The sequence below is a fragment of the Streptomyces sp. NPDC014727 genome, from assembly GCF_043083485.1.
GTDB lineage: Bacteria > Actinomycetota > Actinomycetes > Streptomycetales > Streptomycetaceae > Streptomyces.
In genome coordinates this window covers 18,146-33,574 of the sequence record NZ_JBIBYR010000026.1, presented here as the reverse complement: position 1 = coordinate 33,574, position 15,429 = coordinate 18,146, and the positions used below count along the sequence as shown (strand labels likewise).

General features: G+C 68.8%; 15 protein-coding genes. 7 read left to right on the top strand and 8 right to left on the bottom strand.

Going from position 1 to position 15,429, the window contains the following annotated elements; genetic code table 11:
• Positions 1-124: 124 nt before the first annotated feature.
• The 4 genes from pstS (at position 125) to pstB (ending at position 4,327) form a co-directional block, all read left to right on the top strand.
• Positions 125-1,261 (top strand): phosphate ABC transporter substrate-binding protein PstS, encoded by a 1,137-nt coding sequence (pstS, locus tag ACF1B9_RS30035; protein ID WP_391745765.1) that lies wholly within the window; start codon positions 125-127, stop codon positions 1,259-1,261.
• Positions 1,262-1,444: 183 nt separating this feature from the next.
• Complete coding sequence (pstC, locus tag ACF1B9_RS30030; RefSeq protein ID WP_391745767.1) at positions 1,445-2,440, top strand: phosphate ABC transporter permease subunit PstC; 996 nt, start codon at positions 1,445-1,447, stop codon at positions 2,438-2,440.
• Positions 2,437-3,522, top strand: a complete 1,086-nt coding sequence (gene pstA, locus ACF1B9_RS30025; RefSeq protein ID WP_391745768.1) for a phosphate ABC transporter permease PstA — start codon at positions 2,437-2,439, stop codon at positions 3,520-3,522. Before pstC ends, pstA begins: the two co-directional genes overlap by 4 nt.
• 28 nt (positions 3,523-3,550) lie before the next feature.
• The gene (pstB, locus tag ACF1B9_RS30020) at positions 3,551-4,327 is read left to right on the top strand and encodes a phosphate ABC transporter ATP-binding protein PstB (protein ID WP_391745770.1); all 777 of its coding nucleotides are present in this window, start codon (positions 3,551-3,553) and stop codon (positions 4,325-4,327) included.
• Between the two features lie 180 nt (positions 4,328-4,507).
• On the opposite strand, the gene ACF1B9_RS30015 is transcribed toward pstB, so the two are convergent.
• Entirely contained in the window at positions 4,508-5,506 is a 999-nt protein-coding gene (locus ACF1B9_RS30015; RefSeq protein ID WP_376217165.1) for an anion permease, read from the bottom strand.
• Positions 5,507-5,511: 5 nt separating this feature from the next.
• Entirely contained in the window at positions 5,512-6,132 is a 621-nt protein-coding gene (locus tag ACF1B9_RS30010; protein ID WP_114245730.1) for a DUF47 domain-containing protein, read from the bottom strand.
• A 199-nt stretch (positions 6,133-6,331) separates the two neighbouring features.
• Between ACF1B9_RS30010 and ACF1B9_RS30005 the strand changes: the two genes are divergently transcribed.
• Positions 6,332-6,700 (top strand): metal-sensitive transcriptional regulator, encoded by a 369-nt coding sequence (locus tag ACF1B9_RS30005; RefSeq protein WP_391745771.1) that lies wholly within the window; start codon positions 6,332-6,334, stop codon positions 6,698-6,700.
• Positions 6,701-6,715: 15 nt separating this feature from the next.
• Here the strand turns inward: ACF1B9_RS30005 and ACF1B9_RS30000 are convergent, their stop codons facing one another.
• Positions 6,716-6,910, bottom strand: coding sequence for a hypothetical protein (locus ACF1B9_RS30000; protein ID WP_391745814.1), 195 nt, complete (start codon positions 6,908-6,910; stop codon positions 6,716-6,718).
• Positions 6,911-7,008: 98 nt separating this feature from the next.
• On the bottom strand, positions 7,009-7,974 hold the full coding sequence (locus ACF1B9_RS29995) for a hypothetical protein (RefSeq protein ID WP_391745772.1): 966 nt from the start codon (positions 7,972-7,974) through the stop codon (positions 7,009-7,011).
• Positions 7,975-8,107: 133 nt separating this feature from the next.
• On the opposite strand from ACF1B9_RS29995, the gene ACF1B9_RS29990 reads away from it, so the two are divergent.
• Positions 8,108-8,296: a hypothetical protein gene (locus tag ACF1B9_RS29990; RefSeq protein WP_351081956.1), complete on the top strand. Its 189-nt coding sequence runs from the start codon at positions 8,108-8,110 to the stop codon at positions 8,294-8,296.
• A 152-nt stretch (positions 8,297-8,448) separates the two neighbouring features.
• Positions 8,449-10,065 (top strand): FAD-binding oxidoreductase, encoded by a 1,617-nt coding sequence (locus ACF1B9_RS29985; RefSeq protein ID WP_391745773.1) that lies wholly within the window; start codon positions 8,449-8,451, stop codon positions 10,063-10,065.
• An 88-nt stretch (positions 10,066-10,153) separates the two neighbouring features.
• On the opposite strand, the gene ACF1B9_RS29980 is transcribed toward ACF1B9_RS29985, so the two are convergent.
• The 4 genes from ACF1B9_RS29980 to ACF1B9_RS29965 all read right to left on the bottom strand — a co-directional run bounded on the left by ACF1B9_RS29980 (position 10,154) and on the right by ACF1B9_RS29965 (position 15,284).
• The gene (locus ACF1B9_RS29980) at positions 10,154-10,882 is read right to left on the bottom strand and encodes a phosphatase PAP2 family protein (protein WP_391745774.1); all 729 of its coding nucleotides are present in this window, start codon (positions 10,880-10,882) and stop codon (positions 10,154-10,156) included.
• Between the two features lie 329 nt (positions 10,883-11,211).
• Entirely contained in the window at positions 11,212-12,234 is a 1,023-nt protein-coding gene (locus ACF1B9_RS29975) for an NlpC/P60 family protein (protein ID WP_391745776.1), read from the bottom strand.
• Positions 12,235-12,345: 111 nt separating this feature from the next.
• Positions 12,346-12,942 carry a hypothetical protein gene (locus ACF1B9_RS29970; RefSeq protein ID WP_391745777.1) on the bottom strand — a complete coding sequence of 199 codons (597 nt, stop codon included), beginning with the start codon at positions 12,940-12,942 and terminating at the stop codon, positions 12,346-12,348.
• The gene (locus ACF1B9_RS29965; RefSeq protein ID WP_391745779.1) at positions 12,939-15,284 is read right to left on the bottom strand and encodes an alpha/beta hydrolase; all 2,346 of its coding nucleotides are present in this window, start codon (positions 15,282-15,284) and stop codon (positions 12,939-12,941) included. The genes ACF1B9_RS29970 and ACF1B9_RS29965 overlap by 4 nt, the downstream gene beginning before the upstream one ends.
• Positions 15,285-15,429: the final 145 nt, after the last annotated feature.

Below are 15,429 nucleotides of genomic sequence, written 5' to 3'. Positions count from 1 at the left end.
CTTCACCTGTTCTGCCTAACTTCGGCTGTGCACGGTGCGCGGCACAACGCCGCACCACCCACAACGTCGCACGCCGTCGTAGAACGAACATGACCTCGGCGGCTCCTGGAAGGAACACCCGAAAGTGAAGCTTCAGCGCAAGAACCGGCTTCGTGCCACCGCGCTCGGTGCCCTCGCCGTCTCCGGCGCCCTGGTCCTCACGGCGTGCGGTTCGGACAACAACAACGAGGGGTCCACCGGCGGCAACGGCGGCAAGACGAGCGCCGCGTCGAACGTCAAGTGCGACGGCGCCAAGGGCCAGCTGCTCGCCTCCGGCTCCAGTGCGCAGAAGAACGCCATGGACCTGTGGGCGAAGAACTACATGGCCGGCTGCTCGGGCGTCGAGATCAACTACAAGTCGTCCTCCTCCGGTGAGGGCATCGTCGCCTTCAACCAGGGCACGGTCGGCTTCGCCGGTTCCGACTCGGCGCTGAAGCCCGAAGAGGTCGCCGACTCGAAGAAGGTCTGCAAGACCGGCCAGGGCATCAATCTCCCGATGGTCGGCGGTCCGATCGCCATCGGCTACCACCTGGAAGGCGTCGACAACCTCACGCTGGACGCCCCCACCCTCGCCAAGATCTTCGACACCAAGATCAAGAAGTGGAACGACCCGGCGATCGCCAAGCTCAACAAGGGCGCGAAGCTGCCGGACAAGGCGATCCAGCCCTTCCACCGCTCCGAGGACTCCGGCACCACGCAGAACCTCGGCAAGTACCTGGGTGCAGCCGCCCCGAGCGACTGGAAGTACGAGGCCGAGAAGAAGTGGCCGGCCCCCGGTGGCCAGTCCGCGGTCAACTCCTCCGGTGTCGCCGCCCAGGTGAAGCAGGTCGACGGCTCGATCGGCTACTTCGAGCTCAGCTACGCCACCTCGCAGTCGATCCCCACCGTCGACATCGCCACCGGTGCCGCCGCCCCGGTCAAGGCCTCCTCGGAGAGCGCCTCCAAGGCCATCGCCGCCGCCAAGATCAAGGGCACCGGCAAGGACCTGGCGCTCGACCTCGACTACACCACCAAGGCCGACGGCGCCTACCCGATCGTCCTGGTGACCTACGAGGTCGTCTGTGACAAGGGCAACAAGGCCGAGACCCTGCCCACGGTCAAGTCCTTCCTGAACTACACGGCCGGCGACGAGGGCCAGAAGCTCCTCGGCGACGCGGGCTACGCGCCGATCCCGGCCGAGATCAACGCCAAGGTCCGCGAGACCATCGGCTCCCTCTCGTAACCGAGGCGCCCGGCCGAGGCACAGAGCCTCACCCACGTCGGCACCGCCGGCAACAGCAGTAGCGACGTCAGCAACACAGAGCGGGCCGGTCCGGTGCACCCCTCCGGACCGGCCCGCCACCACCCATCCGGTGCACCGCCGCCAGGGGAGCCCCACCGCTCCCCCACACAGACCGGAAAGACCATGGCTTCCACCACACCGATAGACACGCCGCCGGCGCCGCCCGCGGCGCGCAAGCGCGTCAGGCCGAAGACCGGGCGCGCGGGCGACAAGGTCTTCCTGGGCCTCTCCAGGGGCTCGGGCATTCTGCTGCTCGTGATCATGGCGTCGATCGCCGTGTTCCTCACCTACCGCGCCGCGCTCGCCATCTCCAAGGACGAGGGCAACTTCTTCACCACCCTGGACTGGAACCCGGCCGGCGACCCGCCGGTCTTCGGCATCGCGGTCCTGCTCTTCGGCACGATCGTCAGCTCGGTCGTCGCGATGGCCATCGCCGTCCCGGTCGCTGTCGGCATCGCCCTGTTCATCTCGCACTACGCGCCGCGCAAGCTGGCCGCGCCCCTCGCGTACGTCGTCGATCTGCTCGCCGCAGTGCCGAGCATCGTGTACGGCATCTGGGGCGCCCTCTTCCTGGTCCCGTACCTGGAAGGCCTGAACCTCTGGCTCGACCAGTTCTTCGGCTGGACGTACCTCTTCGAGAAGACCGAGGTCGGCGTCGCCCGCTCGCTCTTCACCGTCGGCATCCTGCTCGCGATCATGATCCTGCCGATCGTGACCAGCGTCAGCCGCGAAGTCTTCCTCCAGGTCCCGAAGATGAACGAGGAAGCCGCCCTCGCCCTCGGCGCCACCCGCTGGGAGGTCATCCGCCTCTCGGTGCTGCCCTTCGGCCGCTCCGGCGTGATCTCCGCCTCGATGCTGGGTCTGGGCCGCGCGCTCGGTGAGACGATGGCCGTCGCCACGGTCCTGTCGCCGAGCTTCATCATCTCCGGGCATCTGCTCAATCCGGGTGGCGGAACGTTCGCCCAGAACATCGCCGCGAAGTTCGACGAGGCCGACCAGTTCGGGCGGGACGCCCTGATCGCCTCCGGCCTCGTCCTCTTCGTCCTCACTCTGCTGGTCAACGGCGCGGCCCGGCTGATCATCGCCCGCCGCAAGGAATACTCGGGGGCCAACGCATGAGCCAGGCAGCCAACACCGGCATGCAGGAACGCCCCACCCCGATGGCGCCCGCACCCAGGACCAGCCTCAGCAGCCGTGCCCTCCCCCGCTGGGCCCCGCTCGCCTTCGCGGCCGTCGCGCTCGCGCTCGGCGTGGGGATCGGAGCGGCGGCGGGCTGGCGCAGCCACACGCAGTGGGGACTGTTCTCCGCCCTGCTCTTCGTCGTCATCTCGTACGTCACGACGACGGTCGTCGAGAACCAGCGCCAGGCCAAGGACCGGCTGGCCACCAGCATCGTCTGGGTGTGCTTCCTGCTGGCCGTCGTACCGCTCGCCTCGCTCCTGTGGACCACGGTCAGCCGCGGCGCGGAGCGCCTGGACGGGTACTTCCTGACCCATTCGATGGCCGGCGTGCTCGGCTCCGAGCCGACCGGCGGTGTCTACCACGCACTGATCGGAACACTGGAGCAGGTCGGCATCGCCACCCTGATCGCCGCCCCCATCGGCATGCTGACCGCCGTCTACCTGGTGGAGTACGGCAAGGGCGCGCTGGCGAAGTCCGTCACGTTCTTCGTCGACGTCATGACAGGCATCCCCTCCATCGTCGCCGGTCTCTTCATCCTCTCGATCATGCTGATGACGAAGACCGAGCCGTCCGGTCTGATGGGTGCGCTGGCACTCACGATCCTGATGATCCCGGTCGTGGTCCGCTCCACCGAGGAGATGCTCAAGCTCGTCCCGAACGAGCTCCGCGAGGCATCGCTCGCCCTCGGCATCCCGAAGTGGCGCACCATCCTGAAGGTGGTCATACCGACCGCGATCGGCGGCATCACCACCGGTGTGATGCTCGCGATCGCCCGGATCGCCGGTGAGACCGCGCCGATCATGCTGCTGGTCTTCGGCAGCCAGATGATCAACGCCAATCCTTTCCAAGGCGCACAGTCCTCGCTCCCCTTCTACATCTGGGAGCAGTACAAGGTCGGCACCGACCAGTCGTACGACCGCGCCTGGGCCGCCGCTCTGGTCCTGATCGCCTTCGTCATGATCCTCAATCTGGTGGCCCGCGGCATCGCCCGCTGGAAGGCCCCGAAGACCGGCCGCTGACCGCGGCACGAAAGAAGCAGTGATTCAGATGGCCAAGCGCATCGACGTCAGCGGCCTGTCCGCCTACTACGGCTCCCACCTCGCCATCGAGGACATCTCGATGACCGTGGAGCCCCGCTCCGTGACCGCCTTCATCGGCCCGTCCGGCTGCGGCAAGTCCACCTTCCTGCGCACCCTGAACCGCATGCACGAGGTCACCCCCGGTGGCCGCGTCGAGGGCAAGGTGCTGCTGGACGACGAGAACCTGTACGGGACGAACGTCGACCCGGTCACCGTGCGCCGCACGGTCGGCATGGTCTTCCAGCGTCCGAACCCGTTCCCGACCATGTCGATCTTCGACAACGTCGCCGCGGGCCTCAAGCTGAACGGCTCGTACAAGAAGAACCAGCTGTCGGACATCGTCGAGAAGTCCCTGCGCGGCGCCAACCTCTGGAACGAGGTCAAGGACCGGCTGAACAAGCCCGGCTCCGGTCTCTCCGGCGGTCAGCAGCAGCGTCTGTGCATCGCCCGCGCGATCGCGGTCGAGCCGGACGTGCTGCTGATGGACGAGCCGTGCTCCGCCCTGGACCCGATCTCCACCCTCGCCATCGAGGACCTGATCGGCGAGCTGAAGGAGCGCTTCACGATCGTCATCGTGACGCACAACATGCAGCAGGCGGCCCGTGTCTCGGACCGCACGGCGTTCTTCAACCTCGCGGCGGTCGGCAAGCCCGGCAAGCTCATCGAGATCGACGAGACGGAACGCATCTTCTCCAACCCCTCCGTCCAGGCGACCGAGGACTACATCTCGGGCCGATTCGGATAACCGGCCTCGTCCCCAGAACTGCCTTGAGGTGCTGCATGGCGGTGCCACCGCAAGGCGAAGGGGCCGCCCCCGCTCCCTGCAGGGAGCGGGGGCGGCCCCCTTTCCGTATCACCGGATCAGGCCCGTCCGGAACCGACGGACAGCGCGGCCACCGGATGCCCCGGTCGCCCCGCAGCCCCGTCAGCCGAAGAGCAGCAGCACGACGCCGTAACTGGCGGCGGCGACCAGCGCGGCGGCCGGCATCGTGATGAACCACCCCAGGATGATGTTCTTGGCAACCCCCCAGCGCACCGCGTTCACCCGCTTCGTGGCGCCGACACCCATGATCGCCGAGGTGATCACATGCGTCGTGGAGATCGGCGCGTGGAACAGGAACGCCGAGCCGAACATGATCGACGCACCCGTCGTCTCCGCGGCGAACCCCTGCGGCGGATCGAGCTCGATGATCTTCCGGCCGAGCGTCCGCATGATGCGCCAGCCACCCGCGTAGGTTCCCAGCGAGAGCATCAGCGCGCAGACGAGCTTCACCCAGACCGGAATCGGGTCGCTCGGGCTCTCGACATCGGCGATGACCAGGGCCATCACCACGATGCCCATCGTCTTCTGCGCGTCCTGCAGACCATGGCCGAGTGCCATGCCCGCGGCCGAGACCGTCTGTGCGATCCGGAAGCCGCGCTTGGCCTTGTGCGGGTTGGTCTTCCGGAACATCCACATGATCGCGACCATCACCAGATAGCCGACGATCAGGCCGATGACCGGCGAGACGAACATCGGGATGATGACCTTGTCGAGCACCCCGTCCCAGTGCACCATCGTCCCGCCGGCGAGCGCCGCACCGACCATGCCGCCGAACAACGCGTGCGAGGACGAGGAGGGCAGCCCGAAATACCAGGTGATGAGGTTCCAGATGATCGCGCCGACGAGCGCGGCGAAGAGGATACCCATCCCCTTGTCGCCCTCGGGGGTCGCGATCAGCCCCTCACTGACGGTCTTGGCGACACCGCTGCCGAGGAATGCGCCGGCGAGATTCATCACGGCGGCCATCGCGAGCGCCGCGCGTGGTGTGAGCGCACGGGTGGAGACGGAGGTGGCGATGGCATTCGCCGAGTCGTGGAAGCCGTTCGTATACGTAAAGCCGAGCGCGACACCGATGGTCACGATCAGCGCAAAGGTGTCCACGTGGTTCAGGACTCCTTGACCGCGATGGTCTCCACCGTGTTGGCGACGTGCTCGAACGCGTCGGCCGCCTCTTCCAGTACGTCCACGATCTGCTTCAGCTTCAGCACCTCCATGGCGTCGTACTTGCCATTGAAGAGATGGGCGAGCAGTTTGCGGTGGATCTGGTCGGCCTGGTTCTCCAGGCGGTTGACCTCGATCCAGTACTCGGTGAGATTGTCCATGGTGCGCAGACCCGGCATCGCCTCGGCGGTCAGCTCGGCCGCCCGTGCCAGCACCTCGATCTGCTGCGCGACGCCCTTGGGGAGTTCCTCGACCTGGTACAGCACGACCAGGTCGACGGCCTCTTCCATGAAGTCCATGATGTCGTCGAGCGACGAAGCGAGGTTGTAAATGTCCTCACGGTCGAACGGCGTAATGAAAGAGGAGTTCAGCTGGTGGAAGATCGCGTGGGTGGCATCGTCCCCCGCGTGCTCCGCTGCCCGCATGCGCTCCGCGATCTCGACTCGGGAGGCAGAGTCCGCCCCGAGCAGTTCCATCAGGAGTTTCGAGCCCGTGACGATGTTGTCCGCGGATGCGGAGAACATGTCATAGAAGCTCGTCTCCCTGGGGGTCAGACGAAAGCGCACGTGGGGTCCTCGGATGCTTTGGATTCGGTCAGGCTGATGCTAGGCGCATCATCCGGCCACGGCTAACCGGCATTCTTCAGTGTCGCGCATGGGGCCCGGTGATCAGCACGGGCCCCCGGTCACGGTTCGGCAGAATTCGTTAGAATATACCCACCAGGGGTATGTGGACGGCAGAGTAAAGGGAAAACGGGAGGCAGCAATGACCACCACCGAGGCCGCCGGGACCTCCGACGCCACGGCGACGGAACCGATCGCAAAGCCGGTCGTCACCGACCACGACCGGGGTATACACGGCTATCACCACCAGAAGGCCGAGCACCTCAAGCGGCTGCGCCGGATCGAGGGCCAGATCCGCGGCCTGCAGCGCATGGTCGACGAGGACGTCTACTGCATCGACATACTCACCCAGGTCTCGGCGTCCACGAAGGCGCTCCAGTCCTTCGCGCTCCAGCTGCTGGAGGAGCATCTTCGGCACTGCGTCGCCGACGCGGCGGTCAAGGGAGGCGAGGAGATCGACGCCAAGGTCGAGGAGGCCACGAAGGCCATCGCACGCCTGCTCCGCACCTGATGCGGGGCCCCGCGCTCACCCCCGGTGGTCGGCCTGCCGGGGGACGGTGTTCCGCTCGGTGATCACCCGGACGTTCAGCACCTCGTCGATGCGGTCCGCGCTGAGCCGTTCCCCGATCGCGGCCGACGCGGCGATCATCAGTTCCCCGCAGAGATCGATCTCGGCGAGGGCCACATGGTCGGATACGGTCCGCGTGCCGAGCGTCACCACGTCACTCACCTCTCACTGCCTCGCCGACTTCCTAGCGTAGGGAGCGGACCACACACCGCGCATGGCACGGACGGACCATTTCGCGCCCGTCGGCATGCCTACGCCCCCGACCCCGTCCGTCCGTCGCCCGACTGTCGCTGTTCGATCTTCCCGGTGTAGATGTCGCGATCGTCCGGCAGCCGTACGGAGACCGGCACCCCGAATCCGGACAGCAGCGTCGTCGACACCACCTCCACCGCCGGCCCCTCGTTGGCGAAACTGAACCGGTGGCGCACCTTGCGCAGCCGTCCCTGTTCGTCCAGATACACATCGAACGGCACCGTGTGCGTGCGGAACCCCTTCGCCGCCGCGGTCAGTGTCCCGCGCGATTCCGGCGAGGCCTCACGTGCCGCCCGGCCGATGTCCGAGGTCCCCCGGTAGTGCCGCACGGCCACCCCGGCGAGCACGGTCCTTCCCACGTACTCCACCTCCCGCGCCCCACGCAGCAGTTCGGCGGCGGCCATCGGATCGGTCACGCCGCCGGTGACAAGATTGCCGTCCGCCAGGGTCGTCGTGTCGACCCTGACCCACTTGTCCGCGGGCACTCCGGCGCCGCGGTTCATCATGTAGAGCGCGCCGGGAGCCAGCAGTTCGACAATGGGACGGTGCTCGTTCTCACCGGCCGCGTCCTTGGGCAGCACGACCGTGAGCCGGCCCGTCCGGTTGCGGAAGTCGTACGTTCCCCGGCCCCTGATCGTCACCCGTGTCCCGCCCGCCGCGGTCTCCATGGACGTTCGCACCTCGGCGCTTCCCGCGACGGACGGGGCCCCGGCCCGGGGAGCGGCCCGTCCGGTCACCGCCCCCGTTCCCGTCCCGGCCGACGTCACCGCCGACGCCCCGGCGAGCACCGCGGCCGCACCGCGGACCGCGTCGAGGGAGTCGGCACCACCCCGTTCATCGGCCATGGCACGGTCACCGCCGCCACCACCGCCACCGCATCCGGCGGTCGCCGCCATCACGCCCATCACGGCAAGGGCGCAGACAGCGCGCGCCCCGCCTCCGGACCTGTGCTGCTGCACCACCATCGCCTGCCAACCCCCAACGACGTACCGTTTGCCCGAGCCCCCCATCCGTTCCCCATAACGACGACCCGTGTCCACCGTCACGCCGCTCCCCGACGACACACCGCCGGGTGGCCGTGCCCAGTACCGTGGACGGGTGTATGACCAACGCACCGACGAGGTCCCGAAGGCTCCCCCCACCCCCGCGTCCGACGGGCACGAGCCCATGACCGTGGAACGCGGCTCGTTCTGCACCGCCCGCTGCAGCTGCGGCTGGTCCGGACCGGCCCGCCGCTCCCGGGACCGGGCCCGCACGGACGCCGCGGAACACCGAGCGGCACCCTGAAGCCCTCCCCGGCTCCCTCTCCCTGCCCTCTCTCCCTGTCCTCTCCCTGTCCTCTCCTTGGCCCCTCGCCCTTCTTCTCCTTGGCCCCTCGCCCTTCCTCCCCGGCCTCTCCCCCCACCGACCGGCCGTGAACGCCATGACCCGGAGGTCCGATGAACCTGCCGCCCTCGACCGACCGCCGCACCCTGCTCGCCGCGGGCGCCGCCGCAGCACTCACCGGCTTCACCGCCACCGCGTGCGACAACACGTCCGGCACCGGCGGCGACCCCACAGGCGGTACGCAGACCACGGGCGGCACCACACCCGGCTCACCGGCCTCATCGGTCCCGTCGAAGCCGTCCCCCTCCGGCCCGGCGAACTGGACCGCCCTGGCCAAGAGCCTCGACGGCGCTCTCATACGCCCCCAGGACGCGGCCTACCCGACGGCGCGTCAGCTCTACAACACCCGCTTCGACGGCTTGAAGCCGGCCGCCGTCGCCTATGTCAGGCACGACGCGGACATCCGCGAGTGCCTTGCCTTCGCCCGCCGCACCGCCACCCCCGTGTCCATCCGCAGCGGCGGCCATTCCTACGCCGGCTGGTCGAGCGGGAACGGCCGCCTCGTCCTTGACGTCTCGTCACTGTCCCGCGTCGAGCGGAACGGCACGATCGGCGCGGGCGCCAAACTCGTCGACGTCTACCAGGGCCTCGCCCGGCACGGCCTGACGATCCCCGGCGGCTCCTGCCCCACCGTCGGCATCTCCGGCCTCACCCTCGGCGGCGGCCACGGCGTGGCATCCCGCGCGTACGGCCTGACCTGCGACAGCCTCACCTCGGCGACCGTCGTCACGGCCGACGGCAAGACCCTCACCGTGGACGCCGAGCACCACCCGGACCTCTTCTGGGCGCTGCGCGGCGCGGGCAACGGCAACTTCGGCGTGGTCACCGAGCTGAGGTTCCGTACCCGCCCGGTCCGGCAGACCGTCACCGCGTACATGTCCTGGCCCTGGTCGCGCGCCCGCTCCGTCATCACCGCCTGGCAGGAGTGGGGACCGTCCCAGCCCGACGAGATCTGGTCCTCCGCCCATCTCGCCGCGGGGCCGGGCGGTGGCAATCCGACCGTCTCGGTGGCCGCGTTCAGCCTCGGCACGTACGGCGACCTGCAGAACGCCGTCGACCGCCTCGCCGACCGGATCGGCGCCCCGGCCTCCTCCGTCTCGCTGCGCCGCCGCAGTTACCAGGAAGCCATGCTGGTGTACGCGGGCTGCTCGGGCATCACCGACGCCCAGTGCCATCTGCCCGGCACGACGCCCGGCCGCACCACGCAGGGCACGCTCCAGCGCGAGACATACGCCGCCGCGTCCGACTTCTACGACCGCTCCCTCTCCGCGGCGGGCGTGAGCGCCCTGCTCGACCGGGCCGAGGCGTTCACCCGGATTCCCATGAGCCAGGGCGGGGGCGGCGGCTCCATCGCGCTCACCGCGCTCGGCGGGGCGATCAACCGGATCTCCCCGCAGGCGACGGCCTTCGTCCACCGCGGCTCCCGCGTACTCGCCCAGTACATCGGTGCCTGGCGCCCCGGCACCGCGGGCGGCGCCCAGCAGGACTGGCTGAAAAACACCCACGCGGCCATGCGCCGGTACGCGTCCGGAGCGGCGTACCAGAACTACAGCGACCCGACGCTGACCGACTGGCGCCGGGCCTACTACGGTTCGGCGGCCGACCGGCTCACCGAGCTGAAGAAGCAGTACGACCCCGAGCGCCTCTTCGCCTTCCCGCAAGCTCTCTGACCTGCGGTCACGGGCTGGGTGCCCCGGTGACGGACCTGTGATCACGGGCTGCGCGCCCCGCTGACGGACCTGCCGCCCCGCCGGAGCGCTACGCGGCCAGGTCCTTCTCGCCGCCGCCGCCCGTACCCGGCCGCGGCTCGGGGATCCCGAACGCCCCGGCCCGCCCGTCGGCCGCGGCCGACACCTGCGAACGCCGCGACCTGACGAGTCGTCCGAGCCGCTCCGAACGGGAGACCGCCGCCGCCAACGGGGTCAGCAGCATCATCGCCAGCGGGGCGAGCAGCAGGGCGACCGCCGTACCGAGTGCGAATCCGCCGATGACGTCGGTCGGGTAGTGGACGCCCATGTAGACCCGGCAGAAGCCTTCCAGCAGGGCGAGGCCGATCGCGGCGATGCCGAACTTCCGGTTGACCACGAAGAGCCCGACGGCCAGAGCCATCGCCATCGTGGCGTGGTCGCTCACGAAGGAGAAGTCGTTCTTCCCGTCCACCAGCACATCCAGTCCCGGGTGGTCCCGGAACGGGCGCTGCCGCCCCACGAAACCGCGGATCGGAATGTTGATGAGCAGCGCGATCCCGGCGGCGAGCGGCGCCCAGACGATCCCGGCGACCGCCGTCACCGAATCATCGGCCGTGCCGCGCCGGCGCACGCTCCACCAGCACCACAGGACCACCAGGACCATGCCGAGCATGATCCCGTACTCGCCGACGAACTCCATGACCCGGTCGAACCAGGTGGGAGCGGACTTCGCGAGCCCGTTGATGTCGTAGAGCAGGCTGACGTCGGGGTTCGACCCATCCACTGCGAGTCCAGCCATCTGCTGCGGCCCCTTGCCTTGTCTGCTGCCGCGGGGCACACTCCTGTGCACCGCTTTGACGAACCCCCGTGTCGGTTCGATCACTGCGTGGATCACTGCCTGTGGATCGGTACGGCGTGGCCGCTCCGCTCGCGAGCGCTTCCCCGGTCGGCGCCGCATGGTCAGTGCACCGCCGTCCCGGTCCGTCCGGTCCCCCCAGGGAACGACGTGCCCCGTGCGTGCGTTCCACTCTCCACCGAATGATCACCATGACGTTATCGAAGAGTGACTCATCGTCGCAGCTCAGGGCCCAGGCTTCACGGAGAGTTCCGGCCACCGCCGTCCTCGCGTCATGCCGCCGGACGGTCGGCCGGAAGGGCGGTCGGCAGGGCCGCGGCCCCGTCCTTGGTCACGCGCGTCGCGCCGAAGTAGTCGGGCGTGTCGATCTTGTCGAACCGGATCACGGCCCCGGTGTACGGCGCGTTGATCATGTATCCGCCGCCGACGTACAGCCCCACGTGATGAATGGCCCGCGAGTTGGTCAGATCGTCCGAGAAGAACACCAGGTCGCCGGGGAGCAGCTCGTCACGCGAAGGATGCGGACCGGCGTTGTACTGGTCGTTCGCCACCCGGGGCAGCTCGATGTCCACGGTGCGGTAGGCGGCCTGGGTCAGCCCCGAACAGTCGAAGCGCCCGCCCTGCTCCGGCGTGCCGTTGCCGCCCCACAGGTACTTCGTACCGAGCTTCTTCTGCGCGAAGTAGATGGCCCCGGCCGCCTGCTGTGAGGGCTGCACCCGTCCGACGGGCCGGGCGAAACTCTTCTCCAGGGACCGGATGATGGTGACGTAGTTCTGCGTCTCGGAGATGTTCGGAACCCCGCCCGAGCGGATCACCCGGTACGCGCCGGCGTTGTACGCGGCCAGCATGTTGTCCGTCTGATCGCCCGGCACCTTCTTCACGTACCCGGCCAGTTCGCAGTCGTACGAGGCGGCGGACGGAATCGCGTCGGCCGGATCCCAGACGTCCCGCTTGCCGTCCCCGTTGCCGTCGATCCCGTGACTGGCCCAGGTGCCCGGGATGAACTGGGCCATGCCCTGAGCGGCGGCGGGACTCTCGGCCCGGGGGTTCCACCCGCTCTCCTGGTACAACTGGGCAGCCAGGAGAGCCGGGTTGATGGCGGGGCAGAGGTTGCCCCACTTCTGCACCAGCGCCTGGTACTTCGCCGGTACGGCCCCCTTCGCCAGCCCGACGGCTCCGCTGCTGCCGGAGCTGACGAGCCCGGCAGCAGCGGAGTACGTACCGACGACGAGCAGCGCCACGAAGCACATGGCCATGCCGACACCGATGCCACCGACCACCCAGAATTTCCGCACCCCTCAACCATCCCCCATCGGGGCGGGGTTCATGGGTGTTTTCGCGGGTGTGTGCGAATCAACCGGGTCATCGGGGTCATCGTCCGGCCGCCCCGGCGCACTGAGCGGGCATCAGGACGCTCCGGCCGACCAGTAGTCGGAGCGCACGTTGGGGCGCGGGAGGGGATAGACCCCTTCGTACGCCGGTCCGTTGGGCTTGGAGGTGGAGTCGGCGACCTTCGACTCCTTCACACAGGGGCTGTCGGCCTCGAAGAACGCCTGCCCCCTGCCGCGGAAACTCACGCTGATCCCGAAACCGGCCTTCGTCTGCGCGTAGATCGCCGGGAACTCCTCGTCCTTGTTCTTGGCCTTGATCCGGTAGTCGCTCTCGCGCCAGAACTTCTCGACCTGGTCCAGGAAGCTCTGCCGGCGCTCGGCCGACACGATGGTCATCACGGTGCGCCTGCGCGTCACGTCGCAGCTGCCGGTCGTCGTCGGTCCGTGCGCCCACTGCACCTCGGGGTCGATCGCCTTCAGTACGTCGTCGAGCATGCTGTCGGACCGTTCGGCGGCCTCCTGCATGTTCATGTTGCTCCCCTTGGTGCTCTTGGTGCTCTTCGTGGTCCCGGCGCTCGCGCTGCCGCTCGATTGCCCGCTGTCGTTGCCGCAGCCTGACAGTGCGAAGCCGAAAGCCAGGGCCACCGCGACGGTCTGGAACCTTCGCTTCATCGCTGTTCCTCCATCTTGAGCCTGTCGGAGTGTCCCGACACGATCAGAGCGATGCTGTCCGCCGACATAGCGTCTCGTACCGGATCGAAGTAGTTCGAGTGCGCGTCGAAACTCACCCCGCCGGTACTGATCAGGGGCTGGCCGGGGGCCACCGGGAATCGCTGGGCGCCGAAGGCCTTGCTCGCCGGGTCCTTGCCGAACCAGAGGTCGTCGTCGCCCGGATCGGCCAGGTCTCCGGCGATGTACGCGCCGGCCGGGCCGCCCAGGATCATCCCCACCGCACCCACGACGACCTGTGTCTTGGACGGGAGCTTGGTCACCGGGTCGTTGGCCGCGGCTCCGACGAAGACGTGCCCGCTGCCGACGCCGAGGTCCACGGCGCGGTCCACGCCCACCCCCGGACTGCCGACGAGGATGATGTCGTCGACCCCCGGTATGCCGCCTTCGCGCTGCGTCGCGGCGCCCACGGTCCGGGAACCGTAGGAGTGCCCGATGGCCGTGATGTGCGGATCCTTGTTCTGGTTGGTGGCCACGATGCCGCCCATGAAGTCGTTGTAGGCTGCACCGCCCTTCTCCGCCCGTCCGGTGCCGGCGACCGCCAGGCTGTGCAGCCCGTCCGGCGTCTGCGGGGCGTCGTACCCGAGCCAGACGATCGCCGCGGTGGACGGGTCGTACCCCTGGGCGCCGATCGCCGTGTCACGGGCCCGCTTGAGACCGCTCTTCGCGAACTCCTCGTCGAGGGAAGTGTTCAGCCCCGGCACATAGGCCGACACGTTCTTCGAAGTGTCGGGGTTGCCGTAGGAGACGATGGCCCTCCCGTTGCCCTCGTCACTGATGCCGATGAGGTACATCGGCGGCTTGCTCCCCTCCTGAAGCTGCCGGTCGATCTCCAGCAATCCCGCCAGCTGCTTCTTCGACTTGGAGTCGGTCTTCCCCTCCAGCTTCGAGATCAGGTCCGGAAGGTTCTTCCGGTTGGCCGCGTCCCTGTCCGCCACCGGGATGCCGTCCAGATAGCCGATCTTGTCCGGTGAGAGTTCGAGGTACTGGTCGCGCTGTTGCTGCGTCAGCCCGTCCCACCACGACTTGCGCTGGGCCGCGGTGGCGTCGGTCGGGATACGGGCGTTGAGGTAGTCGCGCTCAGCGTCCCGCACCGCCGCCTCGACGCGCGACCCGGAGCCGGGCAGCCCGGCGACCGCGCCGCCGCCCCCACCGGATGCCTTGGTCATGTCCCAGGCGGCGGGGATGTACTGGCCCTTGTTCCACTTGTCGCTCGCGCCCCGGGCGGACTGGGCGTACTGGTCGGCGATGCCCTTGATGGTGTCGCCCGGGTGAATGACCGTGTCGACGGCGCCGCTGACGTCGCCCCACAGGCCGTCCTTGCCGATGACACCGGTGACGAAGTTGCCGTCGGAGGGGCGGGAGGTGTTCGGCTTCGGGCTTTGTCTACCCGCGTCGACCTGCGAAGAAGAATCGCCGTTGGCCGAGCCGGTGGAGCCGGTGGACCCGGTGGTACCTGTGGAGCCGCCTGCACCGCCGGAACCCTCCGTGCCGCCTGCACCGGATCCGGACCCACCGGACGCAGTGGACCCACCGGACCCGGCGTTCCCTCCTGACGCGGCGTTCCCACCCGACGCGGCGTTCCCACCCGTCGTCGTCGACCCGCCGGACCCCGTGCCCCCGGTCACGGTCGAGCCCTCGGAGCCCGCACCACCGGCGGCATCGGATCCGCCGCCGGTCGAGCCGTCGCCGCCCTTGCCCTCGCCCTTGCCGGCCACCACCTCGACCTGGGGTGCCGGGCAGGCGCTTCCGGTCAGTTGGCAGATGGCGTTCCGGAGCTCGCCGGTCAGCTGTCCACCGATCCCGGTCGCCACCAGCCCGCCGATGAGGGCCACGACCACGAGGATCATGCCCAGGTACTCCATCGCGGTCTGACCGGCGTCCCGACGCCACTTGATCATCCGCGCGACGCTGAACGAGCGGTGCTCGGCGCGCTGTTCGGGGCTGAGCCCGAACCATTCACGAGAGCCGGGCCGCAGCAGCAGAACGACGACGACAACCGGCATCACCAGTTGCGCCACGCCCTGCCCGCCGGTGCTCCCGCCCAGCGTCGCCAGGGCGCCGAGGATGAGCCAGGCATGTACGGCGAGGAGCCCTCGCCAGATCCAGACGCCACCGGTACGCATGTACAGCGACAGCACGAACCCGGTGACGCCGGGCAGCGCCGCGTACAGCAACATGCCCAACAGCCGTCCGTCCACGGCGTCGACAGACGAAGCCACGACCAACGCGTCGATCACACCAACGGCGGTGACGACGAAGAGCAGTCGGACGAGAATCAGCACCGCCTGCAGAGGGCGCGACAACGACTGCCTGCCTGGACGGACCTCGGCGGCACCCGTGTCGGCACCACCTGGAACCGCTAATTCTCGTATGCCAGACACGGCGAATCTCCCAGCTTTGTGAGTGGGCGCAGCGACAGTTCCCCCG